The sequence below is a fragment of the Segatella maculosa OT 289 genome (assembly GCF_000243015.1).
Lineage (GTDB): Bacteria > Bacteroidota > Bacteroidia > Bacteroidales > Bacteroidaceae > Prevotella > Prevotella maculosa.
The window spans coordinates 83,839-89,046 of sequence record NZ_JH594500.1; the positions used below are offsets into that span (position 1 = coordinate 83,839).

Annotated in this window: 3 protein-coding genes and 2 pseudogenes; 4 read left to right on the plus strand and 1 reads right to left on the minus strand. The window is 43.4% G+C overall.

The window, feature by feature from the left end; all coding sequences use genetic code 11:
* The 3 genes and pseudogenes from HMPREF9944_RS13235 to HMPREF9944_RS00260 all read left to right on the plus strand — a co-directional run.
* Positions 1 to 162: pseudogene (locus HMPREF9944_RS13235) on the plus strand (IS982 family transposase); the annotation flags it as partial.
* Between the two features lie 92 nt (positions 163 to 254).
* Entirely contained in the window at positions 255 to 1,031 is a 777-nt protein-coding gene (locus HMPREF9944_RS00255; RefSeq protein WP_244861077.1) for a hypothetical protein, read from the plus strand.
* A 21-nt stretch (positions 1,032 to 1,052) separates the two neighbouring features.
* Positions 1,053 to 2,861, plus strand: a complete 1,809-nt coding sequence (locus tag HMPREF9944_RS00260; RefSeq protein WP_008563621.1) for a hypothetical protein — start codon at positions 1,053 to 1,055, stop codon at positions 2,859 to 2,861.
* Positions 2,862 to 3,293: 432 nt separating this feature from the next.
* On the opposite strand, the pseudogene HMPREF9944_RS00265 reads toward HMPREF9944_RS00260, so the two are convergent.
* A pseudogene (locus HMPREF9944_RS00265) lies at positions 3,294 to 4,500 on the minus strand (IS256 family transposase).
* Positions 4,501 to 4,599: 99 nt separating this feature from the next.
* Between HMPREF9944_RS00265 and HMPREF9944_RS00270 the strand changes: the two are divergent.
* Entirely contained in the window at positions 4,600 to 4,995 is a 396-nt protein-coding gene (locus HMPREF9944_RS00270) for an HU family DNA-binding protein (protein WP_008563630.1), read from the plus strand.
* The last annotated feature ends 213 nt before the right edge of the window (positions 4,996 to 5,208 follow it).

Genomic DNA, 5,208 nt, shown 5'->3' on the forward strand with positions numbered 1-5,208 from the left:
GATGAACTTAAGAATATAGCGCAGGTAGAACATTCCCGACATAGGTGCTTCGACAATTTCATCGTCAACCTTCTGGGTGCCATTGCTGCCTATTGCCTATTCCCAAAGAAGCCATGCGTCAGAGTGCAAAGGACATTTGACACACAGCTTGCTTTATTCTAAATTCATCGAACTCACGTTAAATAAGTGTAAATTCCAGAAAAAACGAAGGGTGCAGTAAACTCATGTATTAAATAGTTGAACGTGCTATAATGATGACGACTGAAATTAAAGAACTGTTTGTGGAAGAGTTAAACTTGCTGAAGAAGATTCAAAAGTACGGGAAAGAGCATTCACAAGGTGAACTGGAACGGGTTGAAAAGGTTAAGCTACTCTTGTTATATCGTATCTACTCAAATCTGTATTCATCACTGCTGTTAACTGCGCAGGTCTTGAAAACTGGGAAGAGTTCATTTTTTCAGTTACCGATAGGATTGTTGTTGCGTTGTTGCTTTACCGATTGTTTGTTCGCCCTATACATACAGCGTGCTGTCAGGAAACGAGTTTACGAAGAGCTGGAACTGAGAACAATAGAGTATGCCAACTCTATGTTGGAACGCAAAGAGGTATACAGAGATCAGGTGAAAAGTACGGGAAAGATACTTGATGATGTCTTTATAGACCATTTGTGGGAGTTGACGATGGAAGATAATTTCTTGGGACAGCTGACACTTGACGATAATCTGGAAGAGTTGACGGTAATAAAGCAATCGAAACAACAATTGAAAGATGAAGGTTTTTCGAGGGTGAAGAGTGTTATGACCAAAGATGTTGTAAACTTCTTGATTAGGATTCCTGAACTTGAAAAAGAGGCAACACGATTGCTTCACTATTACAAGTATTTCTCGCAATATGAGCACTTCTCGGAGAACGGACAAGGGGATGTGCTCTCGTCGTCGAAAAAGGACGGTAATGATAATATCCATTTATCTTCGGCCATTCGAGCATTGAGTGCCGGGGTGGAAATTGTGATGAATAATCATGGCAAATAACGAATGAAAAGCGGTGTACAAATGAAAAAAGTAAAGGAAGCGATAGATACAAAAGCAATTGAAGAGAAAGCGTTGAATCACTTCAAAAGCTTTATTGAGAACAGCAAGGTTATCTCGCAGTTCATTACAGACAATGACAAAGAACCATGTTGGGATGGGCAATTGTACCTTTATGCCGATGGCATTAGAGATAAAGAACACCTGCAAGGAAGGGTGCCTGTACAGATAAAAGGAACAGAGGTAGGCAGTTTTGTCACAAAGAAGTGGAAATATAAACTTGAAAAGGCTGATTTGAAAGCCTATTTGGAGGAGCCGACGTTTTTTATTGTCTGTCAGGTAAAGAAGGATTCAAAAGAGCGGATGCTGTTTTTCAGGGAGTTATTAGACTTGGTAAACAAGTTGTTGCGCGACATGGGAAAGAACGCGACAAAGATGACATTGTTTCATCCACTAACTGATGATCTTAAGGAGTTTGAAGACCAACTGATGGTGTTCCTGAGCAACAGTAAGAAGATGATAAGCTTTGCACATTCGAATCTGTTGTCGATGGAAGAGGCTTTGAAGAAAGGTATCAAAGACTTCTCGTTTATAGCACCCTCAAAATATGCGGACAGACTGCAACTGATGAAATACCTGAGTACGCACAGTTCGTATATCTATGCCAAAATATCAAAGGAATTGGATGTAGATATGCCATTGTCGAACGGTCCAGGACGATTTATATTCCAGCGAGATGATGATGGTGAAGTTCGGGTTGAGGATAAGGTGTATTTCAAGGGTTATCACAATGAGATAAAGGACGGACGTATTATCATTAAGATTGGTAATGTTATGACTATCAACATGTCGATGGATAATACAGATATGGGACAGGCTACTGTGAAGTTGACAACCACAGCAAAATATCTAAAAGAATCCATTAATGAGGCGGAATTCGGCGTGGCGTTGAATGATACGGGGGTGTTGAGCGTTGGAATGCTTGACCTTCAAATGAAAGTACATGAGAAGGAGTATGTAGAGGAACTGCGTCAAAAGCTCATACGGTGGAAAGAGCTGGACAATGTGCTCGACAAACTTCATGTCACAAAGCCTTTTGACCTGACGACAATCACAGATAGCCAAGGCGAGCTCATAGGCTTACTGATAGAAACTGTAGGGAAAGGAAATATGGTGAATCTACCTGGGCAGGAGGCAACATTGCTTTTGTGGGAAATCGGCAATATAGAGTTGTTGCTATGGTGTGCAGTAGGGAAAGATGGCATGTGTGCTATTGGTGACTTCTTTGATATGTCGATACGGATAGCGTACAAGATAAGTGAAGATGAGACAATCAACGTGACTCCATATTCCTATTTGCAGCTAGATAAACTATGGGAGAAGGTCGATAATGTTGACTTTGATAATATTATTGCTTCCGCAGAAGAGGCTGCGCGACAACATGAGTATTGCTATATGATGTCTAACTACGATGTGCTGGCGATGATAACGGCTGCGGATGCATTGGAAAAGATAGACATAGAAAGAAGCAAGAAACTGCTGGAGAAAGCGTTGAAACTGAATGAATGGCTGATTGAGAAAGAACCAAAGGACGAAATGAGACCTTTGCACATCATCAATAAGATGCAGATTATGAAACGGCAGCGTGAACTGACGGCAGATGAGTGCCAAATACTGGAGAATATGCTGGATGATGAGTTCGCAGAGGATATGGTGAAAGCAGGAGTGTATTTGTTATTAGACAGGAAGGAAGATTTTCAGCAGTTATTTGAGATGATGCAGGAGGACGAGAAAAAGAGCGTGAAGGGGTTCCCGATATGGAGGTTTGTGTGAGAAGCAGAAGGGGATGTAATATGGCTCAGGAAGAATGATGGCTAATAAGATACAATGAGGTAATGGCGTTCATGGAAAAGGAACACCGTAAACTATCCCAGTATTATCCAAAAGAGAAGCTTATGTTTCACTTCATTCATCCTAATAGAAAACTGTATAATGTGGGAACGATGAAAGAGGAACGTAATACGCGAGTTCGGTTTAAGAAAGTCCTTGTAAAAGTTGGTAATCTCGTTAGTTTTTTATAACTCTATAGTTGAAAATCAAAAACTTACAAAACAACCAAGCGATGATTACCAAAGATAAAGTTATAATTTTCGGTTGTGTAATTTCAACTGTGTCAAGGCTCTAATCCTTCATATTTTACCTCATATGGATAACACGATTTTTAATCGTGCCGGCCAGATGAGGAACCTTTCTTCCGAGGCAAAGTTACATGATTTCAAAACGTTCTCCAAATTTTATTGCTAATTGTTGTGATATCTGAGACCAGTTTGCAAGTGGCATAGTCCACTTCTTACGTATGTTCCGGTATGCCAGATAAACGAGCTTTTCGAGAGAAGTATCGGACGGGAAGACGCCTTTGTTCTTCGTTACCCTGCGTACTTGTCTGTGGTAGCCTTCAACGGTGTTGGTGGTGTATATCAGCTTACGTATCGCAGGTGTATACTGGAAGTATTCCGTGAGGCGTTCCCAGTTATTACGCCATGATTTTATGACGATGGGATACATTTCTCCCCACTTACCTTCGAGTGCGTCTAACTGTGTTTCTGCTGTCTCTTTGCTAACAGCACCATATACCGTTTTAAGGTCACGGAGGAACTCCTTTTGATGCTTACTGCCAACGTGTTTTATAGAGTTGCGTATTTGATGGGCAACGCAGAGTTGGACACTTGTATCGGGGAATACGCTCTGTATAGCATCAGGGAAACCTCTCAGACCGTCAATGCAGCATATCAGTATATCCCGGACACCTCTGTTCTGAAGATCGCTCAGAACCTCCAGCCAGAAGTTAGCGCCTTCACTCTTGGAGATATACATACCAAGAAGTTCCTTGTGCCCTTTCCTTGTTGATGCCTAAGACGTTGTAAATGGCGCGTGAGACCACACGTCCGGTTTCGTCCTTCACCTTATAATGGATGGCATCCAGCCTGCATATTGCGTATACAGGATCAAGCATTTGTGAACGCTATAACTTGATTTCAGGCAGGACTCTGTCTGTGATGGAACTGATGGTTTCTGCAGATAGTTTGGTATCAAACTCACGCTCAAAATACTTGCTGATATCGCGAGAACTTGTACCAAAAGCATACATGTTTATAATCTGATCCGCCATACCTTCTGCAAGGATCGTTTCGCGCTTTTTGACGGTCTGAGGTTCAAAGGAACCGTCACGGTCACGAGGAGTTTCTACAGTGACCTCACCATAGCATGTCTGCACTTGCTTAGGTATCTTACCATTACGGCGGTTGCCTTTTGAGCGTTCATCAATAGAGAGATGAGCATCCATCTCACCTTCAAGGGCAGCATTCAAAATGCGCTCCAACATTGGTGCCAAAGCACCTTCCTTACCAAATGACGGTTCTCCATTACGAAGCTGCTCCGCAGCTCTCTTGTAATCAATTTCGTGGTTGTCCATAATAAATAAACTGTATAAAATTATTTCTTATTGTAGCATGACACAGTTTACTTTACACTCTCCAGAAATATCAAAAATCAATAACTAAACATTAAAAACATGAAAATTAAATTGGTGAAGCGGGCAAACCCGCAAAAGAAAACGGAAAAGAAGTTTTATGCCAATGCCGTGAATGCGGGACGGAAGACGCTGCGCGACATCTCGCGCGACATCGCCGGCCGGTCGTCGCTGACGCGGGGCGACATCGACAACGTGCTGCTGAACTTCGTAGAGTGCCTGCCGGGTTACCTGCGCGACGGCTTCAGCATTCAGCTGGGCGAGTTCTGCACGCTCCGGGCCTCGCTCTCGAGTAAGGGTGCGGCGACGGAAAAGGAGTTCAAGACGGAAAGTATCAAGCCCCGTATCGTGTTCACACCGGGCGTGGAACTGAAACGGGCCCTGAGCGAAACGACCTACGAGACCGCGAAGGGAGAAATGGAGATTAAGGGGGGCTGATAGTTAACACCCACCCAGAAAGCCTCTCCCCGACCCCTGACACCCACCCCCGGCCCCTCCCGAAGGGAGGGGAGCGCGAACAGCGTGCAAACTAATTTGGTGCAAGCTCGGTCTCCCCTCCTTCGGAGGGGTCGGGGGAGGTTTTCGGAGGTTAGGGGAGGTTTCAAGGGGAGGGCGCACGACTTACCTGATTTAGTCAAAATCAAAATTCAC